The organism is Actinoalloteichus sp. GBA129-24, assembly GCF_001941645.1.
Taxonomy (GTDB): domain Bacteria; phylum Actinomycetota; class Actinomycetes; order Mycobacteriales; family Pseudonocardiaceae; genus Actinoalloteichus_A; species Actinoalloteichus_A fjordicus.
The window spans coordinates 1,358,698-1,380,872 of the sequence record NZ_CP016077.1 but is presented as its reverse complement, the minus strand read 5'-3'; the positions used below and the strand labels follow the sequence as shown (position 1 = coordinate 1,380,872).

The following is a 22,175-nucleotide window of genomic DNA, read 5'->3' as shown; positions in this document are numbered from 1 at the left end:
AGCCACACACCCGGAGTTCGCCGCCGTCGTCCAGATCAGTCCGCCAGCACCACGCGCCCGAATTCGGCCGGGGTGGACAGCAGGCGATGCCGGGGCAGCACCCGCACCGTGTAGCCGGACGGGCCCGCGTGGGGCAGCGGGACCTCGGCGCGGTAGTCGACGCCGCCGAGGTGATCCATGGAGCGGGTGACGACGTCACTCAACTCGCCCGCCTCGTCGGCGCGGCCCACCACCGCCTGCACGTCCACCTCGGCCGGGTCCAGGCCGCCCAACTCCACCCGCGCTCGCACGGTTGCAGGCGTGCCCAGCGAGGGCGCGGGCTCGCCGTCGGCGGTCAGTGTGCTGTCGACGATCCTGATGTGCGGCCAGGCGGCCTGGAGCCGAGCGCGATAGCCCGCCAGCTCCCTGGCGCCCTGGTATCCGTCGGCTCGCATCGCCGAGGCAGCCCGCGCCGCAGGCAGGTAGCAGGACTCGACGTACTCGCGGACCATCCGGGAGGCCTGCACCTTGGAGCCCAGACCCGCCAGCGTGTGCCGCACCATCGACATCCAGCGCTGCGGGACGCCGTCGGTGCCGCGCTCGTAGAACAGCGGGGTGACCCCGGACTCGAGCAGCCCGTACAGCGCCTGCGACTCCAGGTCGTCGCGCCGCACCGGGTCGGTGACGCCGTCGGCGGTGGGGATCGCCCAGCCGTTGCGGCCGTCGTAGAACTCGTCCCACCAGCCGTCGCGGATCGACAGGTTGAGTCCGCCGTTGAGCGCGGACTTCATCCCGGAGGTCCCGCAGGCCTCCAGCGGGCGCAGCGGGTTGTTCAGCCACACGTCGCAGCCCCAGTAGAGATAGCGGGCCATCGACATGTCGTAGTCGGGCAGGAAGACGATGCGATGCCGGACGTCGGCCTCGTCGGCGAAGCGGACGATCTGCTGGATCAACGCCTTGCCGCCGTCGTCGGCCGGGTGGGACTTGCCTGCGACGACGAGCTGCACGGGGCGCTTCGGGTCGAGCAGCAGCTTCCGCAGGCGGTCCTGATCGCGCAGCATCAGGGTCAGCCGCTTGTAGGTGGGCACCCGGCGGGCGAAGCCGATGGTGAGGATCTCGGGATCGAAGACCGAGTCCGTCCAGTCGAGTTCCAGCTCGGCGGCGCCGCGCTCGATCCAGGCCGCACGCACCCGGCGGCGGACCTCGTCGACGAGCCGACCGCGCAGCGTGGAGCGCAGCTCCCACAGTCGGGCGTCGCTGACCGGCTCGAACCCGTGGGCGCCCTCGCCGTGCTCGACGCCCTGCTCCGGGTCGCCCAGCAGGTCGATCATCTCGCGGGACGACCAGGTGGGACCGTGGACGCCGTTGGTGACGGAGGTGATCGGCACCTCTGCGGAGTCGAAGCCCGGCCACAGGCCGCGGAACATCTTCCGGCTGACCTCGCCGTGCAGGGCGGAGACGCCGTTGGCCCGCTGCGCCAGGCGCAGGCCCATGTTCGCCATGTTGAACATGTTGGCGTTGTCCTCGGCACCGAGCGCCAGCACGCGGTGGGTGGGGACGCCGGGCAGGAGGTCCTGTTCGTGACCGTCGCCGAAGTAGTGACGCACCAGGTCGACGGGAAAGCGATCGATGCCCGCGGGCACCGGGGTATGGGTGGTGAAGACCGTGCCCGCCCGCACGGAGGCCAGGGCCTGATCGAAGTCCAGGCCGTCGCCCGCGACCAGTTCGCGAACCCGTTCCAGGCCGAGGAAGCCCGCGTGGCCCTCGTTGGTGTGGAACACCTCCGGCTGCGTCGTGCCCACGAGTCCGCAGTAGGCACGCACGGCGCGGACCCCGCCGACGCCCGCGAGGATCTCCTGCTTGATGCGGTGGTCCTGGTCGCCGCCGTAGAGCCGGTCGGTGATGCCGCGCAGGTCGGGATCGTTGCCCTCGACGTCGGAGTCCAGCAGCAGCAACGGGATGCGACCCACCTGCGCACGCCAGATCCTGGCCCGCAGCACCCGGCCGCGCGGCATTCCGACGTGGACGAGGATCGGCGCCCCGGAGGGATCGGTGACCAGGTCCAGCGGCAGACCGCGCGGGTCGATCACCGGATAGTGCTCCAGCTGCCAGCCGTCCCGCGAGAGCGCCTGGCCGAAGTAACCGGCCCGGTAGAGCAGGCCGACCGCGACCAGCGGCAGACCGAGGTCCGATGCCGCCTTCAGGTGGTCGCCCGCCAGCACGCCGAGGCCGCCCGAGTAGTTGGGCAGCGCCTCGGTGACGCCGAACTCCATGGAGAAGTAGCCGATGCCTGCGGGCAGCCCCTCGATCTCGCCCGCCCTGCGCTGGTACCAGCGGTCGTCGTCGCAGTAGCGCGCGAGGTCGTCCTCGGCGGCGGCGACCCGCGCCAGGAAGTCGTCGTCCTCGGCGAGGACGTTCCAGCGTTCGACCGACACCTCCCCCAGCAGCCGCAGCGGGTCGCCCTTGACACGGGCCCACGCCTGCGGATCGACCTCGGCGAAGAGGTCCTGAGTCGGCGGGTGCCAAGTCCACCGCAGATTGGTGGCCAAGGTGCTCAGGGCGGCGAGCGGCCGGGGCAACTGGGCCCGCACGGTGAAGCGGCGCACTGCTCTCACGCCAGCGGACCTTACGGGACACGCGGCACGCGGCGGGAGGTCGGACACTCGCCGGGAGCGCCGTGTCGATCACGCCGGGGGCCGGAAAGCGCTTACCAAGCGTGATGATGTCAATCAGTTACCTGCATCGTCACCTTCCCGACACCTTCGCGTGAGTGGCGTCCCTCGAGAATCACTCTTCTCGGCTAATCAGTCGCCGTCCGCTCGCATGACCCACCGAACGGGGAAACGATGGTGTCTTCGGCCCGGCACGGAGTGGGGGAAGGCACGAGTAGTCAGGATGTAAAGCGATGGGTCTGAGATTCTTCCTGGTCAGCGCGATCGCGATGATCGCCTCCGCGATCGTGGGGATACTGCTGGGGGCGGTGCTGTCGACGCTGCACGCCGATGTCCAAGGTTCCAATCGGTCACTCGGTCCACCGTCCGCATGGTCGGTCAGCGACTCCCTCGGCAGCGACGTCCGGGATTCGAACGACGCCGGTTCCGCAGGCCACCGCACGACCCCGACGAACGGCCTCGGCCGGACGGGCTAGCGTCGGCGGCCATGAGCGAACAGACACGCCTGGCCGAGGGAGACGAGGCCCCGGACTTCACCCTCACCGACTCCGAGGGCAACCCGGTCTCACTGCGCGACCATCGAGGCTCCTCGGTGATCGTCTACTTCTACCCGGCGGCCAACACGCCGGGCTGCACCAAGCAGGCCTGCGACTTCCGCGACAACCTCGGTGACCTGAACGAGGCCGGTCTGACGGTGCTGGGCATCTCGCCGGACCCGGTCGCGAAGCTGCACGGCTTCCGCGAGGACCAGGGCCTGACCTTCCCGCTGCTGTCCGACCCGGACAAGACCGTCCTGACCAGGTGGGGCGCCTTCGGCGAGAAGAAGCTGTACGGCAAGACCGTGACCGGGGTGATCCGCTCGACCTTCGTCGTCGACGAGTCCGGCCGGATCACCAAGGCCATGTACAACGTCAAGGCCACCGGTCACGTCGCCAAGCTGCGTCGCGACCTGGGCCTGGCCGCGTCGGCCTGACGCCCGAGCACGCCGCCTTTCGGGCGGGAGCGCGTCGGTGTGCCGGGGACGCTGCCCCGGCACACCGGATCGGCGGCACGGCGCCGAAGCGTTCTACTCGCCCTGATCGGTGGTGAGAGACCGCAGGCGCGGCAGCAGGGCGCGCAGCGCGCGGCCCCGATGCGAGGCCGCGTCCTTCTCCTCGGGCGTCAGCTCGGCCGAGGTCCGGGACTCCCCGGCGGGCAGGAAGACCGGGTCGTAACCGAAGCCGTTCTCCCCGCGCGGCGCCCGCGCGATGCGGCCTGCCCACTCCCCTCGGACGAGGTACTCCGAGTCGGCCCCGTCGCCGGGCAGGGCCAGCGCGGCCACCGCGACGAAGGCCGCGCCACGGCGCTCGTCGGGCAGGTCGGCCAGCTGTGCGAGGACCAGTTCGAGGTTCGCGGCGTCGTCGCCGTGGCCGCCGCTCCAGCGAGCCGACAGCACACCGGGCATCCCGTTGAGCGCGTCGACCGCCAGTCCGGAGTCGTCGGCCACCGTCGGCAGCCCGCTGGCCTCGGCCCCCGCCCTCGCCTTGATCAGCGCGTTCTCCTCGAAGGTCGCGCCGGTCTCCGGCACCTCCGGGTACTCGGGAACATCGCCGAGGCCGACGACCTCGATGCCCGCCACTCCTTCGGCGAGCAGGATGCGCCGCAGCTCACGCAGCTTCTTCTCGTTGCGCGAGGCGAGCAGCAGCCGCACCGACCGGGCCGTCATCGGTTGACCTTCGGCGGGAGTTCGCCCGGGTAGGGCGCGGCGAGCGCCTCATTCTGCAGATCGTTCAGCCGGGCACAGCCCGCCAGCGCGACGTCGAGCATCGTGTCCAGGGTCGTGCGGGCGAACGTGCCGCCCTCCCCGGTGCCCTGCACCTCGATCAGGGTGCCCGCGTCGGTGGCGACGACGTTCATGTCCACCTCGGCCCTGGAGTCCTCCTCATAGGGCAGGTCCAGGCGCACCTGCCCGTCCACCACCCCGACGCTGACCGCGGCGACCGCGCAGGACAGGGGCTTGGGATCGGCCAGCAGCCCGCCCGCCTCCAGCCAGGTGATCGCGTCGGCCAAGGCGACGTAGGCGCCGCTGATCGCGGCGGTGCGGGTGCCGCCGTCGGCCTGGATGACGTCGCAGTCCAGCGCGATCGTGTTCTCCCCGAGCGCGGCGAGGTCGACGCAGGCCCGCAGGGACCGCCCGATCAGCCTGCTGATCTCGTGGGTGCGGCCGCCGACCCGACCCTTCACCGACTCACGGCCGGAGCGGGTGTGTGTGGCCGAGGGGAGCATCGCGTACTCGGCGGTCACCCACCCGAGGCCGGAGCCCGCTCGCCACCTCGGCACACCCGCCTGGACGCTGGCCGCGCACAGGACCTTGGTACGGCCGAACTCGACCAGCACCGATCCGGCGGGCCACTCCTGGTAGCCACGGGTGAAACGGACATCCCTGAGCGCGTCGTTCTCTCGACCATCTGCACGTACCACCCGGTCACCCTACCCATCGAGCGGTCCCGATTCGATCGGCGTGTCGCCGGGGTTCACCCGACGGCACCGCGCCCGGCCCAGGGCGCCGCTCGGCCGCACGCACCGACCGCCATCGAGCTGACCGGCCATGACGGGTGCCGCGACGATGAGCCGAGCCGACGTCGCGGCTCAGTCGCGCCGGGTCTGCCACGCCGAGACCGGTGGCGGCGCCCCGGCCCAACTCGTCACCCGATCGACGCGCTCACGGTCCGCACTTGTACGGACACCGCGAGCTAGCCTCGGTGACCATGGCGGAGTTCACCCTGTTCCAGAACGGCGAGCGGGTGACGGAGCCCCTCGCGGAAGGCGACCTCGGCGCCCGGCTGGCGGACCCGGGCATGGCGGACTGGCTGGACCTGCCCGCGCCCGATCCCGCGCTGATCGATCGCATCGGCGAGGCCCTGGGACTGCATGAGCTCGCCGTCGAGGACGCGGGCGACGAGCGGCAGCGGCCGAAGCTGGACCGCTACGACTCCCATCTCTTCCTCACCGTGCATCGCGTGGTGCTCGACGAGCAGGACGACCTGCTGGTGTCGGAGCTGGCCGTGTTCGTGACCCCGCACGCGCTGGTGACCGTGCACAAGGACACGAACCTCCACCCGACCGACGTGGCGCGGCGGTGGGCGGCGGCAGGCCGGGAGCGGGGCATCGACTACCTGCTGTACGCGCTGCTGGACGCCGTCGTGGACAGCCACTTCGACGCGGCGCAGGCGTTGGAGGACGAGGTCGAGGAACTGGAGGACCTCCTCTTCGCGGAGCCTTCTCAGCTGCACACCGTGCAGCGGCGATCACTGCGGCTGCGCAAGAACCTCCTGCGGCTGAGCCGGGTGGCGGCGCCGCTGCGGGAGGTGCTGCTCGGGCTCATGCATCGCGACATCGGGCTGATCGACGAGCGGCTGATGCCCTACTACCAGGACGTCTACGACCACGTACTGCGGGTGACGGAGTGGGTCGAGGGGATGCGCGAGCTGGCCTCCGGAGTGCGGGAGACCCAGCTCGCCCTCCAGGGCAATCGGCTCAACGTGGTGATGAAGAAGGTCACCAGCTGGGCGGCGATCATCGCCGTCCCGACGGCCGTCACCGGCTACTTCGGCCAGAATCTGCCCTATCCCGGTTACGGCGATCATGCCGGGCTCATCGGCTCCTACGTCGCGATCCTCGGCTCCTCGCTCGTCCTGTATCTGCTGTTCCGACGCCGAGGCTGGCTGTGATCAGCAGGCGGAACAGGCCAGGGCCGGGAGGTGCAGGCCGCGCGCCCGGCCTTCGGCGAATCCGAGGCGAGTCCGCCGCAGCGGTCAGACCTCGTGTCGATGTCCTGCGACGGCCCGCAACGTCGGGCCCGCGAACGCCCCGGCTGCCTCCGCCACGACCTCGTCGGCGTCGAACCAGCTCGCCACGTGGGTGACCAGCAGCCGCCGAGACCCGGCCGTGCGAGCCAGCTCCCCCGCCTGCCTGCCGGACAGGTGGAGGTCGGGCACCGCGTCGGGGTGGTCGGGCCAGGTGGCCTCGGCGAGGAGCAGGTCGGCGTCGGCGGCCAGGTCGCGCAGTTGCGGGCACGGCCCGGTGTCGCCGGTGTAGGCCAGCACCCGCCCCTCATGTCGGATGCGGAAGCCGTAGGCCTCGCACGGGTGCGCGACCGGGAACGCGGTCACCTCGAAGGGCCCGATGCGCCGGGTTCCCTCGCTGAGCGGCTCGAAGTCGTAGACGTCGGAGAGATCGGTCTCGGCCCGTTCGGCCGCCGAGGGGGCGTACGCCGCACCGAGCCGGTCGGCCGCCTCCGAGGGAGCGTGCAGGGGCAGCCGGTGCAGGCGGGGGTCGTACGGCGGGCGTGGGTGATAACGCCGCAGCACCGTGAGCGCGCTGACGTCCGCGCAGTGGTCCGGGTGCAGGTGCGAGAGGAGCAGCGCGTCGAGGGTGAAGGGATCCCGGTGGCCCTGGAGCGCGGCGAACGTGCCGTTGCCGAGGTCGACGACGAGACTCGCGCCCTCGGCCTCGATCAGGTAGCCGGAGGAGGCGGCGCCGGGGCCGGGTGTGCTGCCGGAGCAGCCGAGGATGGTCAACAACACCCGTCCAGCCTGCCCGTCCCGGCGCCGGGACACCAGAGCGAAACGAGTCGCGGCGGCCGCCGAGGAACAGCGGGCCGGGTTCGCGAACGAACTCCCGGCCCTGCCCAGACCGTCGTTGGACCGGCCCCGGCCGCCTGCCCTCGGCTCGGGCTCTGGGTTCGGGCGCCGGGTTCAGGCGAAGGCGGGCCCCAGGAAGCGGCGGGCCAGCCGTTGGAAGGAGATCGCGTCGCCGGTCGCCGCGAACTCGCGATCTACGGGCTCGTCCGGGTCGGCCTCGCGCAGCAGATCGGTCTCGGTGAGCACCCGCACCACGTCCTTGGCGGTCTCCTCCGCGCTGGACACCAGGGTGACGTCCGGCCCCATCGCGATCTGGAGCACGCCGGTGAGCAGCGGATAGTGCGTGCAGCCGAGCACCAGGGTGTCGACGTCGGCGGCCTGCAACGGCTCCAGATACCCCTGCGCAAGACCGAGCACCTGCCTGCCCGAGGTGATGCCGCGCTCCACGAAGTCGACGAAACGGGGACACGCGACGCCGTGCACCGTGATGTCGCGGGCGGCGGCGAAGGCGTCCGGGTAGGCGCCGGACCGGATGGTGGCCGCCGTGCCGATCACGCCGACCCGCCCCGACCTGGTGGTGGCGACCGCGCGCCGAACCGCCGGGAGCACGACCTCCACGACCGGGACGGGGTATCGCTCCCTCGCGTCGCGCAGGCAGGCCGCCGAGGCGGTGTTGCAGGCCACGACCAGGATCTTCACCCCGTCCGCCACCAGCCTGTCCGCGACCGCCAACGCGTGTTCGCGCACCTCGTCGATCCGCAACGGGCCGTACGGGCTGTTGGCCGTGTCGCCCACATAGCGAAGCCGCTCGGCAGGCAGCTGATCGGCGATGGCCCGCGCCACGGTCAAGCCGCCGACGCCGGAGTCGAAGACCCCGATGGGCGCATCGCGGTCGGGCATCTCAGCTCAGCCCGGGAGTCAGGGTCGGCCTGCTCTGCTGCTTGGCCAGGGACTTCGCCACCAGCCAGGCCGCCAACGCACCGCCGAGGGCGCCGAACAGGTGGCCCTGCCAGGAGATGCCGGGCTGGCCGGGCAGGACGCCCCAGAGGATTCCGCCGTAGAAGAAGAACAAGACGATGGCTACGCCGATCTGCGGCAGGCTTCTGCTGAACACGCCGCGCACCAGCAGGAAGGCCAGCCAGCCGAACACGACGCCGGAGGCGCCGATGTGCAGGGTTCCCATGCCGCCCGCCAGCCAGACGCCCATGCCGCCGACCAGCCAGATCAGCGAGGTCACCGCGAGCCACTGACCGACGCCGCCGGACATCGCCAGGAAACCGAAGATCAGGAAGGGCAGCGAGTTGCCCATCAGGTGCGCCCAGTCGCCGTGCAGGAACGGCGCCCACAGCACCCCGCCCAGGCCGGAGAAGTCCAGGGGCCTGATGCCGTGGCCGTTGAGTCCGCCGGGCGACAGCGGGGTGCTCGTCAGCACGTTGATCAGGTGTACCACCCACAACGTCGCCGTGAACCCGACCATGACGATCGCCGCCTGCTTCGGCTGCGGCGGGAGGACCCGCTTGGCAGGCGGGCGAGGCGGCTTGGCATGAGCGAGAGCATCCACGAGAACGAGCCTACGCACGATCGCGACCCCTGCATCGGGGTCGGCCCTGAGAAGCCCCGGATCGTCTCCGATCCGTTTCCTGCCTGCAGCGGCTCGTCGCCGGCCGGATCGGCGGCTGGACCGACGCGGTCAGTGCGGGGCGTCACAGGCCTCCGTCGACGCCTTCCGCAGCGCGCACCGCAGGCGACCAGGACGGCTCCCCGCGCGCCGTGACGACGAGCACGTCTCTCGAGCGACGTCGTCCGATGCCGCGACGTGTGGGCGCAGGCAGCCCATGATCGGCCCCCATCGTCGGCGCCGACGGGGCGACTGATATCGATTGCGGGTGAACAGTCGATCCGGTCGACGGCGGAAGCCCCCGTGCAGGGGGTCCGCACCGACCAGCCGACCCCGGCCGGCCGTCAGGACATCCCGAAGGAGCCAGTCGCCGTGGTGAATCATGCGAGCTGCGAGGTGGCCGTCGAGCAGGCCGCCGCCGAGGGCGCCTGCCCGACCTGGGACATCACCGCCGAGTCGCTGCTCTGGGTGGACACGCCGAACGCCCGCGTGCACCGCTATCAGCCCATCACCGGCGTCGACGTCACCATGGACCTGCCGCAGCGGGTAGGCGCCGTGCGCCCGAGGGTGCGGGGCGGTCTGGTGGCGAGTCTGCGAGACGGCATCGCCCTGATCGACTCGGACGACACCCGACGCTGGCTCGTCTACTGGGCCCGTCCGGATGCCGAACCCGGGATGGCATCGGTCGACCCGGCGGGCAGGCTGTGGGCGGGCAGCCACGCCGCAGCGGCCGATGCGACCCGGTGGCCCGCGACGGCACGGTCCGCGAACGACGAGGCCCCCGCGCCGATGTCCGCTCTCGACCCCGCCACCGCACCGGCCGGGGCCGCAGGCCGGGGCTGGCTGGCCAGGATCGAGCCCGACGGGGCCGCGTCCACGCCGCTGAATCCGGCCGCCGAGATCACCGGGCTCGGCTGGAGTCCCGACGAGCGGTCGATGTACGTCGTCGAGCGCGGCACGCGGCGCGTCGACGTGCTCACCTTCGATCGGCCGACGGGCGCAGGCACGGACCGGCGGCCGTTATTCGAGGTCGCGGACAGTCCTGGCGAGCCGAGCGGGCTCTGCGTCGACGCCGCAGGCTGTCTGTGGGTGACGATCCGAGGCGGCGCGGCGATCCACCGTTACACGCCTGCGGGAGCCCTGGACCGTCGGATCGAGCTGCCCGCCGTCGAGCCGACCGGCTGCTGCTTCGGCGGGTTCGGCTTCACCGACCTCTACGTCACCACCGCGACGCCCGCGACGGATTCCGGGCTCGAGCAGGACGGCAGGCTGCTGGTGCTGCCGGACCTCGACGTCGGGCTGCCCGACACCCTGTTCCTCGGCTGAGCCCCTTCGGCGACGGAGTGAGCGGTGGGAGCCGAGGCCCGTGACGGGTCAGGCCGACGAGGCCGGTCGCCTGCTGTCGCCCGGCACGCAGGCCGCCATGCGATCCCGGTCGGGCCCGCGCGGGATCGGGTCGCGGTTCGTTTCGACGATCCGCCGCTCAGCGGAGGCGGTGCCGTCCCGAGTCGAGGCGTCGCCGTCCCGACTCGGGCTCCGTCAGGCCCAGAGCTGGCTGTCGAGGCGCTCGGCCGCGTCCTCGAGATCCCCCGTGTAGACGCCGGTGGAGAGGTACTTCCAGCCCGCGTCGGCCACCACGAACACCACGTCCGCGGTCTGACCCGCCCCGGCGGCCTTCTCCGCGACGCCCAGCGCGGCGTGCAGGACGGCCCCGGTGGAGATGCCCGCGAAGATGCCCTCGGTCGAGAGCAGCTCGCGGGTGCGGCGCAGCGCGTCGAAGGAGCCGACCGAGTAGCGGCCGGTCAGCACGTCGGGGTCGTACAGCTCCGGCACGAAGCCCTCGTCGAGGTTGCGCAGTCCGTAGACCAGCTCCCCGTAGCGCGGCTCGGCGGCGATGATCTGCACGTCCGGCTTGTGCTCCCGCAGGTAACGGCCGACGCCGACCAGCGTCCCGGTGGTGCCGAGGCCTGCCACGAAGTGCGTCACCTCGGGCAGATCGCGCAAGATCTCCGGCCCGGTGCCCCGGTAGTGCGCCTCGGCGTTGGCCGGATTCCCGTACTGGTAGAGCATCACCCAGTCCGGGTGCTCCTCGGCGATCTTGCGCGCGGTGGCCACGGCCTGATTGGAGCCGCCCGCCGCCGCCGAGAAGATGATCTCCGCGCCGTAGGCCTTGAGCAGCTGCCTGCGCTCCACCGACGTGTTCTCCGGCAGCACGCAGACCAGTCGGTATCCCTTGAGCGAGGCCGCCATGGCCAGCGCGATCCCGGTGTTGCCCGAGGTCGGCTCCAGCACGGTGTCACCGGGCCGCAGCCTGCCGTCGCGCTCCGCCGCCTCGATCATGGCCAGCGCGGGCCGGTCCTTGATCGAGCCGGTCGGATTGCGGTCCTCCAGCTTCGCCCAGAGGCGGACCGACGGCCCCGGCGACAGGTGCGGCAGCCCGACCAGCGGGGTGTCGCCGAGCGCGTCGAGCAGCGAGTCGTACCGAGCCATCAGTCAGTCCTCACCGGGCCCCTTCTCGACAGCGTGATCAGCGCATCCCGCCTGCGACGGCGGGCAGGATCGTGATGTTGTCGCCGTCCTTGACCGCCGCGCCGAGCCCGCCGGAGAACCGGACGTCCTCGTCGTTGACGTAGACGTTGACGAAGCGGTGCAGGGCCCCCTCCTTGACCAGGCGGCCCTTGAGTCCCGAGTAGCGGTTGTCCAGGTCGTCGATGATCTCCTGGAGCGTGGCGCCGTCGGCAGGCACCGACTTCTCACCCTCGGTGTGGGTGCGCAGGATGGTGGGGATGGACACGGTCACTGCCATGGTGAGACTCCTGTCGTGGCGGAAGGAAGGTTCCAGCGTGATCCGGGCACACGCCGCAGGCGGCGTGGCGCGAGGAGATCAGCGACAGTCGGGCACGTCGTCGGCGCCCGTGTGCGAGAACATGTAGGACTCGACGACCTCGACCGGCTCTTCGGTGATCTGACCGTCGACGATCCGGTAGGAGCGCAGCTCGTGCTCCTCGGGGTGCCTGGTCGACACCAGCACGTAGTGCGCCTCGGGTTCGCCCGCGTAGGACACGTCGGTGCGCGACGGGTAGGCCTCGGTGGCAGTGTGCGAGTGGTAGATGACCACCGGCTCCTCATCCGCCTGATCCATGGCCCGCCAGACCTGGAAGTGCTCCGTGGAGTCGAAGCGGTAGAAGGTGGGCGAACGCTCGGCGTTGACCATCTCCACCAGCCGCTCGGGCCGATCCGAGCCCGCCGGGCCCACGATGACGCCGCATGCCTCGTCGGGATGGTCCCGCCGAGCATGCGCGACCATCGCGTCCACGAGGTCGCGTCGGATCACCAGCACGCCGCCAATCCTACGTGTCACGTCCAGCAGGTCCAGTGGCCTGGGCTGTGACGTCGGCGGCGAGGGGCGGCGGCGAGCCGGGCGCTCGCACGGCACCGTGCCGTCGGAGCGCGGCGCGGCCGCCGAGGCGGGTTCGCCGATGCCGGTTCAGCCGAGGCACGCTGCGGAGCGAGCCGGACGAGTTCGGCCAATTCCGGGGCAGTCGACGGCGCAGCGGATCAGTGAGCGACGGCGGACGGGTAACGCTCCCGATAGGCCTGACGACCGGCGAGCCCGGTGGCCGTCAGCACGCCGCGCACCACCGCCCTCGCGAAGACATCGGCCGCGGCCTGGGCCAGTTCGTCCACCGCGACGACCCGCGCCGCCGGTGCGGCTGCGGGCCTGTCTCCGGTGGCCAGGACGAAGACGGCGTCGCCGTCGAAGATCGAGTGCGCGGGCCGGATCGCCCTGGCGATGCCGTCGTGCGACACCGTGGCCACCCGCCTGCACTCGGCTTTGGTCAGCTCCGCGTCGGTGGCGACCACGCCGATGACGGTGTTGAGCGGACGACGGCCCTGCTGCGGCGCGGCCCGCCGCACCTCCCCCGCGTCCGGGTCCACCAGTCCGAGCCCGCTGCGGGTGCCGGAGTCGTCGTACCAGGGCAGCCCGGTGGCCGGATCGATCACCTCGCCCATCGGATTGACCGCGACGAGCGCACCGACGGTCGTCCCGTCGGCGAGGACGGTGCTGGCGGTGCCGATGCCGCCTTTCAGCGTCCCGGCGCTCGCCCCGGTGCCCGCGCCGACGGAACCCTCGGCAGGCCGATCGCCGGTCGCCCGTGCACAGGCCTGGTAGCCGAAATCGGCCGTGGGCCGCAGCCCCCACTCACCGAGATCGAGATCGAAGAGCACGGCGGCGGGCACGATCGGCACCACCCGGCCCGGCTCGGCCGACACCGACAGCCCGTGCCCGCGTTCGGCCAACCAGCTCAGCACGCCGTCGGCCGAGGCGAGGCCGAACGCGCTGCCTCCGCTGAGACACACGCCCTGCACCTCGTTGACCAGGTTCGACGGGTCAAGCAGGTCGGTCTCCCTGGTGCCGGGACCACCGCCGCGCACGTCCACGCCGCCCACCGCTCCATTCGGAACCAGCACGACGGAGCAACCGGTGGCCCAGCCGTCGTCCGAGCGGCCGTACTGCCCGACGAGCAGCCCGCCGACGTCGGTGATCGCGTCCAGCGGGCCGGGGTTCGGGTCGGGGCGCATGCGGCTTTAGTCGACGGTGAGGCCGTGGACGAGGGTGTCCTGAACGACGGTCAGCCAGTGATAGACGCTCAGATGCGGCTGGCGGGGGTCGTCCTCCGGCAGCTCCTCCGGCATGTCGTCACTCACCTCGAGCACGGTGCCCAACGCGAGGCGGACGTCGTTCAACGCGGCCAGCCAGGCCGAGGCCTGCTCGTCGTCGAGCCTGATCCGCCCCCCGTCGGGCGGGCAGGTGGCCAGGACCACTCCGGCGACGCCCGTCTTGAGGTCGACGACCTCCGGCTCGTGCATCGAGCGCAGCGCGGCGGCCGAGTCGGCCTCGCCGGGCGTCAGCTCCTCGCCCTCTGGCGGTCGGTGGAAGTCCGGCAGCAGCCTGCGCAGCACCCGTTCGTCCGGGGGCGTGCTGGGGCCGGTGCGAATCCCGGTCAGCGCGGACAGCTCGTCCTGCGGGGCTTCTTCGGCGCGCGCGGTCAGCATCTCGCGCAGCTGGCCGACCAGGCCGCGCAGAATGGCCGCCTCCTGCGGGGAGAACTCGGCCACGATGGCGTCGCCTCGACGCCACCAGCCGTTCACGAGTCCCGCTGCATGGTCGCCCAGAGGCCTGCGGCGTGCAGCTTCGCCACATCACCCTCGACTTTCTCCTTGGACCCGGAGGAGACCACCGCACGGCCCTTCTGGTGCACGTCCAGCATCAGCTTGGTGGCCTTGTCGCGGTTGTAGCCGAAAAGCTTCTGAAAGACGTAGGTCACATACGACATGAGGTTGACCGGATCGTTCCAGACTATGGTCATCCAGGGCTTGTCCTCCGCGCCGAGCGTCTCGGCGCTCGGGTCGACCTGGGTCTGTTCCAGTTCGACTGGCGTGCTCATTCCTCCATGGTGTCACGTCCGGAAAAGACGTCGAGCGCGTACCTGTGCTCGCGCGCGAGTACATCCCTCGTGTAGTGCACTCGCAACGTACGCTCCGCCCATGAACGCTGGCCTGGGGAAACCGAGCACCGGAATGCTCACCGACCGTTACGAGCTGACGATGCTCGCGGGTGCACTACACGACGGCACGGCCGCACGACGCTGTTCCTTCGAGGTCTTCGCCAGGAGCCTGCCCGGCGGGCGCCGTTACGGCGTGGTCGCGGGGGTCGGCAGGCTGCTGGACGCCCTTGCCGAGTTCCGGTTCGGGCCCGACGAGCTGCGGGTCCTCCGGGAGAACGCCCTGGTGGACGAGGACACGCTGGCTTGGCTGGCCGACTACCGCTTCCAGGGCGAGATCGACGGCTACCCGGAGGGCGAGCTGTACTTTCCTGGTTCGCCGGTACTCACCGTCACCTCCGACTTCGCGGACGCGGTGCTGCTGGAGACGCTGGCCCTCTCCGTACTGAACCACGACTCCGCGGTGGCCTCGGCCGCCGCCAGGATGGCCAGTGCGGCGAACGGGCGCAGGCTCATCGAGATGGGTTCTCGCCGAACCCACGAGGAGTCGGCGGTGGCCGCCGCCCGCGCCGCCTACCTGGCGGGCTTCACCGCGACGTCCAACCTCGAGGCGGGCAGGCGGTACGGCATCCCGACCGCCGGGACCTCGGCGCACGCCTTCATGCTGCTGCACGACTCGGAGGCGGCGGCGTTCCGGACGCAGGTCGACGTCCTGGGCGTCGACACCACCCTGCTGGTGGACACCTACGACATCACCGAGGGCATCGCGACGGCCATCGAGGTCGCGGGGCCGGGGCTCGGCGCGATCCGCATCGACTCCGGCGAGGTCGGCGTGCTGGCCAGGCAGGCCCGTGAGCAGCTCGACTCACTCGGCGCGACGGGGACTCGCATCCTGGTGTCCGGCGACCTCGACGAGTACGCCATCGCGGCGCTGCGGGCCGACCCGGTGGACGGCTACGGAGTGGGCACCTCGGTCGTCACCGGCTCGGGGGCTCCTACGGCGGGCATGGTCTACAAGCTGGTCGAGGTCGACGGCAGGCCGGTCGCCAAGCGCAGTCAGAACAAGGCTTCGATCGGCGGGCGCAAGGCCGCGCTGCGCAGGCATCGGCCCACCGGGACGGCCGTGGAGGAGGTCGTCTACCGGGTGCACCCGGACGCCGAGGTCCCCGCGCTGGGTGAGCACGACCGCAGGCTCCAGATCCCGCTGTGGCGTGAGGGGGCCCGCGTGCCGGGACTGCCGACGCTGGAGGAAGGGCGCGAGCGGCTACGCCAGGCGCTCGTCAGCGTCCCGTGGGAGGGCCTGACCCTGTCGCGCGGCGAGCCGGTGCTGCCGACGACGTTCGTGGGGTGACCGTCCCGGCCGGTCGCCGGCCGGAGCGCCACGTCGGTGCCGTGCACAGCGTGCCCCCGGAGTGCCGTGCGCAGTGTGCTCATCCAGACCGTCACCGACGTTGAAGTCACGGTGGTGGGCGACGACGGCGGGCTCGGCGTCCCTGCCGCCCGAGGGCTGCCGGCCGGGTGAGTGGCGGGCAGGCGTGGTCGGCGGCCTGGTGCGGCCGGTAGGGCCGGCATGCCCGGTCGGCATGCCCGGTCGGCATGAAGAAACCCGGCCGATCGGCGTGATCTGCGCAGGCCGGTCTCGTTCGTCGGGCGTGACGGCGCGGACGTCGACGCTCGCGCCGGACTCCGGCACCGATCCACGTGGAGCCGCCGGGCACCGGACGTCGACGACGGGCTGAGCTGTGGACTGCGGTACAGAGCTAGCCGCGCCGGGTCGCCGAGGCCACCAGCGAGGCGGCTACCGAGCGGGCCCGGCGCGGCGCGTCGGGGACGCTGCCGGTGGCGTGGCTGACCAGCGCACCCTCGTGCAGGAGCAGGATCAGACCGGCGAGGTCCTCGGGCTCGGCGAGATCGGCGGCGACGGCGAGATCCGTCAGGAAGTCCAGCAGCCAGCGCTTGTGCTCCAGAACCGCGAGGTGGCCGGGGTGATCGGCCGAGGGCAGCTCGGCGAGCGCATTGACGAAGGCGCAACCGCGCGGATCCGCGCGGTCCATCCACTCCTGGAGGGCGTCGAAGCTCGCGAGCAGCGCCTCCTTGGGCGAATCGGCGTGCTCGGCGACTCGCGCGGTCAGGAATTCACGCCACCGCCGATCCCGTTCTCGCAGGTAACGGGCCACTAGGGCGTCCTTGGAGCCGAAGCAGGCATAGAGGGTCTTCTTCGTGACGCCTGCAGCCGAGGCGAGCATGTCGACGCCGACGGCGTGGATGCCACGCCGATAGAAGAGGTTCGAGGCGACTTCGAGGAGCAGTCGACCGGCCGGGGTCAGAGGCTCGTCTGCGCTTCTCATACTCGCCATGCCGTGACTATACCGACCGGTGAGTTGACAGGGAGACCACAGCATGATGCCGTGGGTATACCCACCGATCGGTATACCAAGGAGGAATCATGCGTGCAGTGCAGCTCACCGGCTTCGGCGGACCGGAGCGACTCGTCTACCGCGAAGATGTCCCCGACCCGGTGGCGGGCGCAGGCGAGGTCCGCGTGCGCGTCGGCGCCGCCGCGATCAACAACACCGACATCTGGACCCGCGAGGGTGCCTACGGCACGGCGGACGACCCAGCCGCCACGACGGGCTGGCGACGCGAGCCGCTGGTCTTCCCCCGCATCCAGGGTGCCGATGTCGTGGGCCGGATCGACCAGGTGGGGCCGGATGTCGACGCGGGCCGGATCGGGGAGCGAGTCCTGATCGATCCGATGCTCTACGAGGGCGACGAGCGGGCGCTGGTCACCACCGACTACCTCGGGTCCGAGCGCGACGGCGGCTTCGCGGAGCTGGTCACCGTGCCCGCGACCAACGCCCACCCGGTGGAGAGCCCGCTCAGCGACGTCGAGCTGGCCTCCTTCCCGACGTCCTCCGTCACGGCCCTGCGCATGCTCGACCGGGCCGGGGTGACCGGAGCGGACACCGTGCTGATCACCGGCGCCTCCGGCGGAGTCGGCGTCGCCGCCGTCCAGCTCGTGAAGGCCAGGGGCGGCCGGGTGATCGCGGTGGTCGGCGCGGGCAAGGAGCAGCAGGCACGCGACCTCGGCGCCGATGAGGTCATCGTCCGGGGCCATGCCGACCTCGACGAGGAGGTCAGGTCCCTCGACCAGGGCGGCGACGGACTCCTCGACGTGGTCGTCGACGTCGTCGGCGGCGCGGCGTTCTCCGCGCTGCTGCGGAGCCTGCGGCCGCTCGGGAGATACGTCGTGGCGGGCGCCATGGCGGGACCGGTCGTCGAGGCGGATCTGCGCACCATCTACCTGCGGCAGCTCCAGATCGTCGGCTCGTCCTTCGGCACCCACGATCAGTTCCGCGCCCTGCTGGGCCACATCACCGCAGGCGAGATCCGCCCGTCGGTCGCCGCGACCTACCCGCTCCGCGAGCTTCGGCGGGCACAGGCCGACTTCGTCGCCAAGCGGCACGTCGGCAAGCTCGTGATCCTGCCGCAGGCGGAGTGACCGGCCACGCCGAGTCGGCCGCGACCGTCGAGAACGGTCGCGGCCGACGAGGCCGGCTCCGATCCGCTGCGGTATCCGCCCACGGCGAATCGTCCCCGCGCACGCGGGGACGGCTCCGCAATGTCGATGTCTGCACCCCACCGGCCGTCGGCTCCGCAGGCGGCGACCGCTCCCCCGCAGGACGCGGGCAAAACGGCAGCTGGTGTGGGCCAGGCGGGCGCACCGCAGGCAGCCCCCTGCGCGTCCATCCGGCCGAATCGTCCGGCCCTGATCAGCCGATCATGATGCGGCCGAGCAGAGTAATCGACGTCAATTCACTGCGTTCGAACGCGGCCCGACGCACGATGATCCACGGCAGCGGGGCGGCGCGGTCACCGCGCGCGGGGCAGGGGGCTCCGGACGTCGACCGCTGTCCGACTGAAGGGATCACGGGGGACATGCGAAAGATCGCGCGATCAGTGTGCTCGATGCTGGCCGTGGTGGGCGTTCTGCTGACGACGGGCGGCGTCGCTGCGGCATCGGCGAGTGAGCCGAGCGAGGGGCCGGGCATCACTGCGGCCTCCTGCTCGGGAACGGTCAGCTACTCCGAGATGCTGCCCGGCGGCATCGGGGAGTTGACGATCTACTACAACAGCTCCGAGGGCGGGACCAACAGCGCCTGCCTCTACCACCGGGGCTCGACCTATGGCGTGGCGGCGCCGACCTCCGTGCAGATCCATCGGTGCATGGAGAGCAGCGGCGAAGGACGGCCCTGCACGATCGACGTCTCTTCTCGCACGGACTCCGGCAATTTCCAGTACTACGCGGGGCCCGTCGGGGTCAACAAGACGTCGAACCGCTGTGTCTCGGCCGTGGGCCACATCGCCCTGGGCGGCCGGGTTTACGGGCTCGACAGCGGCAGGCAGGGCTGCTGAGGTCCGACTGACGACGGCGCGGGGAGGCCGGAAGGCCCCGTCCGACCCGGTCTCCCGTGCGTCGCCTGGCTCTTCGACAAGATCGACATGGTCGTCGAACGAACCGGTCTCGCACGGTGCTCTCGCCCGTCGTCGCTGGTCGAGTGACGACGACGGTGTGCTTCCGGTTCCGCATCGTGTGATGCGGAACATCGGTCCGCCATCCGGGTGTCCTGCGTCCCCTACTCACGTGACAGGCCCCCGACAGAGGACTGAATGGATACAGCGGACGGGCCGTCGCGCCGAAGGGTGCGACTATCCTTCTGGCTTAGGCCGACTCGGGGGTGGACGTGACCAGAGCACTGATCGTGGTGGACGTGCAGAACGACTTCTGTGAGGGCGGATCACTCGGGGTGGCAGGCGGGGCCTCGGTGGCGGCGGCGATCTCCCGGCACATCGCAGGCTCGGAGTACGACCACGTGATCGCCACTCGGGACTACCACGTCGACCCCGGCGACCACTTCTCCGACGAGCCGGACTTCGTGAACTCCTGGCCCGTGCACTGCGTGGCGGGCACCCCCGGCGCGTCCTTCCATCCCTCGCTCGACATCGCCGCCGTGGAGGCGGTGTTCTCGAAGGGTGCCCACGCGGCGGCGTACTCCGGCTTCGAGGGCTTCGACCCGGACGGCCGCACGCTGGCGGCATGGCTGCGGGAGCGATCGGTCGACACCGTCGAGGTGGTGGGCCTGGCGACCGACCATTGCGTCCGGGCCACCGCGCTGGACGCCCACGACGAGGGCCTGCACACCACCGTCCTGCTCGACCTCACCGCAGGCGTCACCGTCCCGTCCGTGCAGCGGGCGATCGAACAGCTGCGCGGCGCGGGCGTCGGCCTCGTCGGCACCCCGGCGGGTCCGGCCGCCTGATCTCCGGTCGGGCCGAAGAGGTCGCCGCGCCACTCGCGAGATCAGCAGCGGTCGGCCCGTCAGCCGCGAGGGAGAGACGTCTCGCAGTCGGCGACCCGGCGTCGCGGAAGGAAGCCTGCGGCTCGACGTCCGGACTCCCGCGTGCCCGGCACCGTCGAGCGACGGCCTGACGAAGGCCACCGGACCCCGCCGGAATCGTTGCGCCTTCGGCAGTTCAGGCCGCCGGGGCTCGGCCGCCCAGGACGACGACCAGAGTCCTCGGCGGGCCCGCCAGAACCCGCTCGCGACGCCGCGCGTGCTCCGGGCGCGAGACGATCTCGACCTCGGTCGAGACCTCGCGGCAGCGCGCTCGAGGCCGGGTCGAGCCGACACGTGTCCGTCACCACAGGGGTATGGCGCGGGCGGCCTGCCCGATTAGGGTCGGCAGTCGATCTGTCCAATGCCTGGTCAGTCGCTGGGAGGTTCACGTGTCCACTGTCGCAACGTCCGCATCGATCGCTCGGCCGCGAGTACTCGCTGATCTGGTGCCCGGTGCACTGGCCCGCGATCTCGCCCTGGTCGCAGCAGGCGCGGCACTGATCGGGCTCAGCGCCCAGGTGGTGCTGCCGATCCCCGGAACGCCGGTCCCCTTCACCGGCCAGACCTTCGGCGCGCTGCTGGTGGGCTCCGCGCTCGGCTGGCAGCGCGGCGCGTTGACGATGCTGCTGTACCTGGTCGTCGGCGCGATGGGCATGCCGTGGTTCGAGGGCGGCTCGTCCGGGCTGAGCGGAGTGACCGTCGGCTACCTGTTCGGCATGCTGCTGGCCGCCACGCTGGTCGGCGCGCTCGCGGGCCGAGGCGGTGACCGCACGGTGCTGCGGACCACCGGGACGATGGCGCTCGGAAACCTCGTCATCTACGCGGCCGGCGTGCCGGGCCTGATGATCATCGGCGGCATGAGCCTGCCCGCGGCCCTGGCCGCAGGTGTGGTGCCCTTCCTGATCGGCGATGCGATCAAGATCGCGCTAGCGGCGGGCGTGCTGCCCGCGAGCTGGGCACTGGTGAACCGTTTCCAGCGCTAGACCGACACGGGCCTCGGTGCCTGGGCTGTGCCGATGAGCGCTGCGGCGCACGGCGCGGCGAGACAGGCATCGAGGTCTGCGCTGCCGACGTCCCGGATCGTTCCGAGGCGTCGGCGTCGGCGTGGCGAACGGCCGGCCCACCGCTCCCCCTGGCCGTGGCAGGCTCACCTCGGCGGAACGCAGGTCGGCGCACCGGGAGCCGACCAGGAGTCCCGAGCGGCCCCATGGTCGGCCCGCCGCCAAGGCCCGCAGCCCGCGCGCCCCCGTCAGATCGCGGAGTCTCGACATCGCCCGAGTCCGGCAGGCCGGGCGCCACCGGAACCGCTCGACGCAGGTCAGGGCGGGACTTCGACCGGAGGCCGGTCGGCGACACAGCGGATCGCCTTCCCGCAGCGTCACCTGACGGAACGACCATCGAGGGAAAAGCACCGGGCGCCCTCACCGTTTCATGATCACGGCGAGTACGGTCCGGTTACATGTCCACCCTGTCGCCGGACGCCCGGTCGATTGTCGCCGCCGCTCGCGAGGCCGCCCTCGCCCACCTCGCCCGCCTCGAAGCCGCCGAGAGTCTCCTGGTGGCCGCGCATGTGACCGGTTCGGCCGTCCTCGCCGACTACTATCCCGGCCGCTCTGACCTCGATCTCCTCGTAGAGGTGTCCCGCACGCCCACCGAGGCCGATCTCGAAGTGATCAACACCGCCCACCAGGGCCTCGGCCTCTCCGTCCAGGCGACCTACCTGCCCGCAGGCGGCCTGACGAGCACCCCCGACGCGGCGGGCGACGGCCCCTGGGTCAACGAAGGCGAGCTGCACACCGACGAACGGTGCTTCCAGCTCAACCCCGTGACCTGGCTGGAACTCGCCCGCTACAGCGTCACCGTGCACGGCGAGGCGCCGACCCCGACCATCGACGTCCCCGCCGCCGCCGAGTTCTGCCGGACCAATCTCCGGGAGTACTGGGCGCCGCTGCTGGACCAGGCCGAGGCGCTGATCGAGGGCCGCGAGCCCGACGAGCCCGCCGTGCCGGAACCGGTCATCTGGCTGGCCTTCGGTCCGCCCCGGCTGCTGCACACCATCCGCACGGGCGAGGTGATCAGCAAGACCGAGGCGGGCAACACGGCCGCGGCGGAGTGGCCGGACCTCGCCGAGCCGCTGCTCGAGCTGGTCGCGGCGCGAGCCGGGACGCCGATCGCCGTCACCGTCGCGCACGGCCGAGCCGTCGTCGAGTCCGGCAGGCGGGTCCTCGCCGAGGTGTGATCGCGTCCGCGAGCCGGGGCGCGGCCGGGCAAGGCACCCGTCTCGGCCGCGCCCCGGCGCCGCCTGCCTCGCCACGCGGCGGAGCAGGCACGATCACGGCCGATTCCGACTCCCGCCCGGCCGCCCGCGACAACCCTCA

General features: G+C 71.6%; 23 protein-coding genes. 10 read left to right on the top strand and 13 right to left on the bottom strand.

Going from position 1 to position 22,175, the window contains the following annotated elements; genetic code table 11:
- Nucleotides 1-35: 35 nt before the first annotated feature.
- Nucleotides 36-2,594, bottom strand: a complete 2,559-nt coding sequence (glgP, locus tag UA75_RS06320) for an alpha-glucan family phosphorylase (protein WP_075739460.1) — start codon at nucleotides 2,592-2,594, stop codon at nucleotides 36-38.
- 290 nt (nucleotides 2,595-2,884) lie between these two features.
- Here glgP and UA75_RS06315 point away from each other — a divergent pair, with 290 nt between their 5' ends.
- Both UA75_RS06315 and bcp read left to right on the top strand, forming a co-directional pair.
- Nucleotides 2,885-3,127, top strand: coding sequence for a hypothetical protein (locus tag UA75_RS06315; RefSeq protein ID WP_075739459.1), 243 nt, complete (start codon nucleotides 2,885-2,887; stop codon nucleotides 3,125-3,127).
- Between the two features lie 11 nt (nucleotides 3,128-3,138).
- Nucleotides 3,139-3,624, top strand: coding sequence for a thioredoxin-dependent thiol peroxidase (gene bcp, locus UA75_RS06310; RefSeq protein WP_075739458.1), 486 nt, complete (start codon nucleotides 3,139-3,141; stop codon nucleotides 3,622-3,624).
- A 93-nt stretch (nucleotides 3,625-3,717) separates the two neighbouring features.
- Here the strand turns inward: bcp and rdgB are convergent, their stop codons facing one another.
- Nucleotides 3,718-4,356, bottom strand: coding sequence for an RdgB/HAM1 family non-canonical purine NTP pyrophosphatase (gene rdgB / locus UA75_RS06305; protein WP_075739457.1), 639 nt, complete (start codon nucleotides 4,354-4,356; stop codon nucleotides 3,718-3,720).
- Entirely contained in the window at nucleotides 4,353-5,111 is a 759-nt protein-coding gene (rph, locus tag UA75_RS06300) for a ribonuclease PH (RefSeq protein WP_075739456.1), read from the bottom strand. Before rph ends, rdgB begins: the two co-directional genes overlap by 4 nt.
- Nucleotides 5,112-5,398: 287 nt before the next feature.
- On the opposite strand from rph, the gene UA75_RS06295 reads away from it, so the two are divergent.
- The gene (locus UA75_RS06295; RefSeq protein ID WP_075743472.1) at nucleotides 5,399-6,361 is read left to right on the top strand and encodes a magnesium transporter CorA family protein; all 963 of its coding nucleotides are present in this window, start codon (nucleotides 5,399-5,401) and stop codon (nucleotides 6,359-6,361) included.
- Nucleotides 6,362-6,445: 84 nt separating this feature from the next.
- Here the strand turns inward: UA75_RS06295 and UA75_RS06290 are convergent, their stop codons facing one another.
- The 3 genes from UA75_RS06290 to UA75_RS06280 form a co-directional block, all read right to left on the bottom strand.
- The gene (locus UA75_RS06290; protein WP_075739455.1) at nucleotides 6,446-7,216 is read right to left on the bottom strand and encodes an MBL fold metallo-hydrolase; all 771 of its coding nucleotides are present in this window, start codon (nucleotides 7,214-7,216) and stop codon (nucleotides 6,446-6,448) included.
- 171 nt (nucleotides 7,217-7,387) lie between these two features.
- Nucleotides 7,388-8,173 (bottom strand): glutamate racemase, encoded by a 786-nt coding sequence (gene murI / locus UA75_RS06285; protein ID WP_075739454.1) that lies wholly within the window; start codon nucleotides 8,171-8,173, stop codon nucleotides 7,388-7,390.
- A 1-nt stretch (nucleotide 8,174) separates the two neighbouring features.
- Nucleotides 8,175-8,834: a rhomboid family intramembrane serine protease gene (locus UA75_RS06280; RefSeq protein WP_075739453.1), complete on the bottom strand. Its 660-nt coding sequence runs from the start codon at nucleotides 8,832-8,834 to the stop codon at nucleotides 8,175-8,177.
- Between the two features lie 429 nt (nucleotides 8,835-9,263).
- Between UA75_RS06280 and UA75_RS06275 the strand changes: the two genes are divergently transcribed.
- Nucleotides 9,264-10,217: an SMP-30/gluconolactonase/LRE family protein gene (locus tag UA75_RS06275; protein ID WP_075743471.1), complete on the top strand. Its 954-nt coding sequence runs from the start codon at nucleotides 9,264-9,266 to the stop codon at nucleotides 10,215-10,217.
- 213 nt (nucleotides 10,218-10,430) lie between these two features.
- Here UA75_RS06275 and UA75_RS06270 read toward each other — a convergent pair whose 3' ends face one another.
- From UA75_RS06270 to clpS, 6 genes are all read right to left on the bottom strand, one after another.
- Nucleotides 10,431-11,381 carry a PLP-dependent cysteine synthase family protein gene (locus UA75_RS06270; RefSeq protein ID WP_075739452.1) on the bottom strand — a complete coding sequence of 317 codons (951 nt, stop codon included), beginning with the start codon at nucleotides 11,379-11,381 and terminating at the stop codon, nucleotides 10,431-10,433.
- 37 nt (nucleotides 11,382-11,418) lie between these two features.
- Nucleotides 11,419-11,697 (bottom strand): MoaD/ThiS family protein, encoded by a 279-nt coding sequence (locus tag UA75_RS06265; protein ID WP_075739451.1) that lies wholly within the window; start codon nucleotides 11,695-11,697, stop codon nucleotides 11,419-11,421.
- A 78-nt stretch (nucleotides 11,698-11,775) separates the two neighbouring features.
- Nucleotides 11,776-12,231, bottom strand: a complete 456-nt coding sequence (locus tag UA75_RS06260) for a Mov34/MPN/PAD-1 family protein (RefSeq protein ID WP_075739450.1) — start codon at nucleotides 12,229-12,231, stop codon at nucleotides 11,776-11,778.
- Nucleotides 12,232-12,449: 218 nt separating this feature from the next.
- Nucleotides 12,450-13,475, bottom strand: a complete 1,026-nt coding sequence (locus UA75_RS06255) for a P1 family peptidase (protein ID WP_075739449.1) — start codon at nucleotides 13,473-13,475, stop codon at nucleotides 12,450-12,452.
- A 6-nt stretch (nucleotides 13,476-13,481) separates the two neighbouring features.
- Nucleotides 13,482-14,045 carry a DUF2017 domain-containing protein gene (locus UA75_RS06250; protein WP_075739448.1) on the bottom strand — a complete coding sequence of 188 codons (564 nt, stop codon included), beginning with the start codon at nucleotides 14,043-14,045 and terminating at the stop codon, nucleotides 13,482-13,484.
- Nucleotides 14,042-14,341, bottom strand: coding sequence for an ATP-dependent Clp protease adapter ClpS (gene clpS, locus UA75_RS06245; protein ID WP_075739447.1), 300 nt, complete (start codon nucleotides 14,339-14,341; stop codon nucleotides 14,042-14,044). The genes UA75_RS06250 and clpS overlap by 4 nt, the downstream gene beginning before the upstream one ends.
- 100 nt (nucleotides 14,342-14,441) lie before the next feature.
- On the opposite strand from clpS, the gene UA75_RS06240 reads away from it, so the two are divergent.
- On the top strand, nucleotides 14,442-15,749 hold the full coding sequence (locus UA75_RS06240; protein WP_075739446.1) for a nicotinate phosphoribosyltransferase: 1,308 nt from the start codon (nucleotides 14,442-14,444) through the stop codon (nucleotides 15,747-15,749).
- Between the two features lie 409 nt (nucleotides 15,750-16,158).
- On the opposite strand, the gene UA75_RS06235 is transcribed toward UA75_RS06240, so the two are convergent.
- Entirely contained in the window at nucleotides 16,159-16,755 is a 597-nt protein-coding gene (locus tag UA75_RS06235; RefSeq protein ID WP_232237652.1) for a TetR/AcrR family transcriptional regulator, read from the bottom strand.
- A gap of 89 nt (nucleotides 16,756-16,844) precedes the next feature.
- On the opposite strand from UA75_RS06235, the gene UA75_RS06230 reads away from it, so the two are divergent.
- The 5 genes from UA75_RS06230 (at nucleotide 16,845) to UA75_RS06210 (ending at nucleotide 22,036) form a co-directional block, all read left to right on the top strand.
- Nucleotides 16,845-17,900: an alcohol dehydrogenase family protein gene (locus UA75_RS06230; RefSeq protein WP_075739444.1), complete on the top strand. Its 1,056-nt coding sequence runs from the start codon at nucleotides 16,845-16,847 to the stop codon at nucleotides 17,898-17,900.
- A 437-nt stretch (nucleotides 17,901-18,337) separates the two neighbouring features.
- Nucleotides 18,338-18,814 (top strand): hypothetical protein, encoded by a 477-nt coding sequence (locus UA75_RS06225; RefSeq protein WP_075739443.1) that lies wholly within the window; start codon nucleotides 18,338-18,340, stop codon nucleotides 18,812-18,814.
- A gap of 329 nt (nucleotides 18,815-19,143) precedes the next feature.
- Nucleotides 19,144-19,719, top strand: coding sequence for an isochorismatase family protein (locus UA75_RS06220; protein WP_075743470.1), 576 nt, complete (start codon nucleotides 19,144-19,146; stop codon nucleotides 19,717-19,719).
- A 467-nt stretch (nucleotides 19,720-20,186) separates the two neighbouring features.
- Entirely contained in the window at nucleotides 20,187-20,780 is a 594-nt protein-coding gene (locus tag UA75_RS06215) for a biotin transporter BioY (RefSeq protein ID WP_075739442.1), read from the top strand.
- A gap of 476 nt (nucleotides 20,781-21,256) precedes the next feature.
- Complete coding sequence (locus tag UA75_RS06210) at nucleotides 21,257-22,036, top strand: hypothetical protein (protein WP_075739441.1); 780 nt, start codon at nucleotides 21,257-21,259, stop codon at nucleotides 22,034-22,036.
- Nucleotides 22,037-22,175: the final 139 nt, after the last annotated feature.